At 40.9% G+C, this 242-nt stretch carries 1 protein-coding gene; it reads right to left on the bottom strand.

Annotation, left to right across the window (positions count from 1 at the left end):
* Positions 1-242: spore germination protein GerPC (gene gerPC, locus SB775_RS33150; protein WP_410865538.1), on the bottom strand; the 242-nt coding region annotated here is incomplete at both ends.

Raw genomic sequence — 242 nt, forward strand, 5'->3', positions numbered from 1 at the left:
TATCTTCCCGTTGTGGCAGCTGTCCCGCATAGTATTTGATTCTGCTGTCAATTTGTTTTCGAATGTCCTCAATGATATGGTGTTTATTGCTTTCATCAAGAGAGCCTTCATATCGCTCCTCTAGTTCTTCAAGAAGTTCTGGTGCTTCTTCATTTAAAAATGCATCGACAAGCTGGCGTGTTTGATTGAAAAATTGATCAGCCATTTCTTGCTGCATCATTCCAATTCCCGGGGTTGTTGTT

The sequence above is a fragment of the Peribacillus sp. SIMBA_075 genome (assembly GCF_046534585.1).